The sequence below is a fragment of the Dolichospermum circinale AWQC131C genome (assembly GCF_000426905.1).
Lineage (GTDB): Bacteria > Cyanobacteriota > Cyanobacteriia > Cyanobacteriales > Nostocaceae > Dolichospermum > Dolichospermum circinale.
Genome location: NZ_KE384640.1, coordinates 530 through 3,150, shown reverse-complemented (window position 1 = coordinate 3,150; position 2,621 = coordinate 530). Strand labels below are relative to the sequence as shown.

The following is a 2,621-nucleotide window of genomic DNA, read 5'->3' as shown; positions in this document are numbered from 1 at the left end:
AATCTGATATAATTAGATCAAGCCTTTACTTATAGGTTGAGATGATCATGGAAACAATCACTAAAAAAAATATATTTATTCGCAAGACAAGGATATGTTTATCGCTTACTTAGAAGAATATCCTGATTATTGGACTCAAGGAAATTGCTTAGAAGAACTCCAAGAGAATTTATTGGACTTATATCACGAATTTGACCATAATAATATTCCAATAATATTCCTGCTATTAGAAAAGTTGCTGAGTTTGTAGGTTAAATGAAATGCAACCCAACTTATGTATTATTATTGATTAATGTTGGGTAACATACGTCAACCCAATCTTGATCTTAGAAGTATGTGAGAAGATGTTATGTGTAAAGGTGTGATTACACAATGGAAAGATAACAGGGGTTTTGGATTTATACAACCTAGTGATGGAGGTAAAGAAATTTTCCTTCATATCAGTGAAATAAAGGGGGCAAGTCGTCGTCCAAAAGTAGGTGATACAATCCTGTACGAATTAACAACAGCCTCAGATGGAAAACTTCGCGCCACTAAAGCATCAATTGATGGAGTTCCATCTCTACCTGTGAGAAAATACCAAAAGGTAAAAAAAGGTAGTCTTATGAAAAAACTGATCGGGATTACTGTTGCTGTTGGTTGTGTTATTTTGGCAACGGAATTTAGAGGTAGCCGTTCTCCAACTCCAATCACATCGTTTACTAAACCAGGATGTAAAATCAAAGGTAATATTTCTATAAACACTGGTCGTAAGTTTTATCACATTCCTGGCTCTGAAGATTATGAATCAACAGTAATTGATCCAAGCAAGGGAGAGAAATGGTTTTGTCAAGAGTCAGAAGCCTTGGCTAATGGTTGGCGTAAAGCACCAAAATAAAATTTTTCGTAACCCAACACATTTATTATTCGTTAATGTTGGGTTTCGTTCCTCAACCCAACCTACAAAATATGTGTTTTTAGGAAAAAAGAAGATTATAAAAAGAAAGATTTTGAAGCAGGATTTTTAAAATAATTGATTGAGAATAAGAGACATAAAATGGAGAATATAAGATTTACTTTTATTGACCTGTTTGCGGGAATTGGTGGATTTAAAATGGCATTAAGTAACAATGGTGGTCATTGTTTAGGATTTAGCGAAATAAACCAAGATGCTATAAATACATATTGTGATAACTTTGAAATTGAACCTAGTTATAACTTAGGAGATATTACCAAAATTAAAGAATTACCACCCCATGATTTATTAACTGCTGGAGTTCCTTGTCAAAGTTGGTCAATTGCAGGTAAAAATCTAGGTTTTGATGATGATAGAGGACAATTATGGAACGATACAATTTATTTACTACAACAATCACAACCAAAAGCATTTATCTTTGAAAATGTCAAAGGATTAGTTGATCCTCGGAATAAAAAATCTTTAGCATACATCCTAGAAAGAATAGCAAAAGCAGGATATTATGCTAAATATTTTATTATTAACTCTTTTGATTATGGTATACCACAAAATAGGATTCGTGTATATATAATTGGATTTCAGGAACAAGAGTATTTACAAAAATTCAATTTACCAAAACCAATAGATATAAAACGAAAACTTGGCGATATATTAGGTATTATATCAGAGCAAAAAATAGATAACCAGGTTATTGAGAGGGACATATTTGGTAATATTATTTCTTCTAAAAGTATGAGTCTTTCACATACCAATGGATTTAATGATTATTTTTATTTAATGACCTAAGAAATGGTCATACCACAATACACTCATGGGATATTATTGAAACTACTCCAAGACAGAAAAATATTTGTTTATTACTACTTAAAAACAGACGTAAAAGCAATTACGGACAATTAGACGGAAACCCATTATCATTACAACATTTTCAATGTCTAGATTCATCAATTACACAAGCAGAAATTGATGAACTTGTAGCATTAGAAATTTTTAAATCAGAAGAATATCGTTTTATGATCATACAGTCTAATATTTAAAATGATATTAAGAGTTTGACCAAAGATGAAGAAATACTACTTTCATTTACTAATAATGGAGAAATAATAATTGATAATTTAAAAATCCAAAAAGTGTTTAAATTAGAAAAAATATCAATCCAAAAAACAATTGATTCTCTCAAACAAAAGCATATTATTGAGTGTGTGGAAATTCGCTATGATTTTAAAAACAAATTCATCAAAGAAGTTTATGAACCAAGAGAATTTAGAAAAATTACTAAAAGCGAAGCCTGTTTAATACAGGGATTTCCCCATGATTTTAAATTACCAGAGTCTAGAGCAAGATGGATGAAACTAATTGGAAATAGTGTTTCAGTCCCGGTCATTGATAAATTGTGCAAAGCTATTATTGATACTGGTATCTTTGAAAATTAATATTAGTTTGTAGGTTAGGTTAAATGAAATGCAACCTAACATATTTACAGCAAATTTCATTCAAATGAGGTACAATCTGGAATAATCAAACTCTTGTGGTGCGAGCAAAATGTGTACCTCATACCTTCCCAAACTGCTGTATTATTGGTTGATGTTGGGTTTCCTGTCGTCAACCCAACCTACGGGGTGATTTAACCACGAAGAGACGAAGTAAAAAAAAGAAGATAGTATAA

The 2,621-nt window shown here is 31.2% G+C and carries 4 protein-coding genes; all 4 read left to right on the top strand.

The window, feature by feature from the left end:
* Positions 1-94: 94 nt before the first annotated feature.
* The 4 genes from ACIR131C_RS25755 to ACIR131C_RS26910 all read left to right on the top strand — a co-directional run bounded on the left by ACIR131C_RS25755 (position 95) and on the right by ACIR131C_RS26910 (position 2,388).
* Entirely contained in the window at positions 95-250 is a 156-nt protein-coding gene (locus tag ACIR131C_RS25755) for a type II toxin-antitoxin system HicB family antitoxin (protein ID WP_155963182.1), read from the top strand.
* A 99-nt stretch (positions 251-349) separates the two neighbouring features.
* Positions 350-877: a cold shock domain-containing protein gene (locus ACIR131C_RS0118010; RefSeq protein ID WP_028091315.1), complete on the top strand. Its 528-nt coding sequence runs from the start codon at positions 350-352 to the stop codon at positions 875-877.
* Between the two features lie 159 nt (positions 878-1,036).
* Positions 1,037-1,741 (top strand): DNA cytosine methyltransferase, encoded by a 705-nt coding sequence (locus ACIR131C_RS26915; RefSeq protein ID WP_231395494.1) that lies wholly within the window; start codon positions 1,037-1,039, stop codon positions 1,739-1,741.
* A 266-nt stretch (positions 1,742-2,007) separates the two neighbouring features.
* Entirely contained in the window at positions 2,008-2,388 is a 381-nt protein-coding gene (locus ACIR131C_RS26910; protein WP_231395493.1) for a DNA cytosine methyltransferase, read from the top strand.
* The last annotated feature ends 233 nt before the right edge of the window (positions 2,389-2,621 follow it).

Coding starts and splice junctions, on each gene's coding strand:
- ACIR131C_RS25755 (WP_155963182.1), top strand. CDS start 95: ATGTTTATCGCTTACTTAGAAGAATATCCTGATTATTGGACTCAAGGA.
- ACIR131C_RS0118010 (WP_028091315.1), top strand. CDS start 350: ATGTGTAAAGGTGTGATTACACAATGGAAAGATAACAGGGGTTTTGGA.
- ACIR131C_RS26915 (WP_231395494.1), top strand. CDS start 1,037: ATGGAGAATATAAGATTTACTTTTATTGACCTGTTTGCGGGAATTGGT.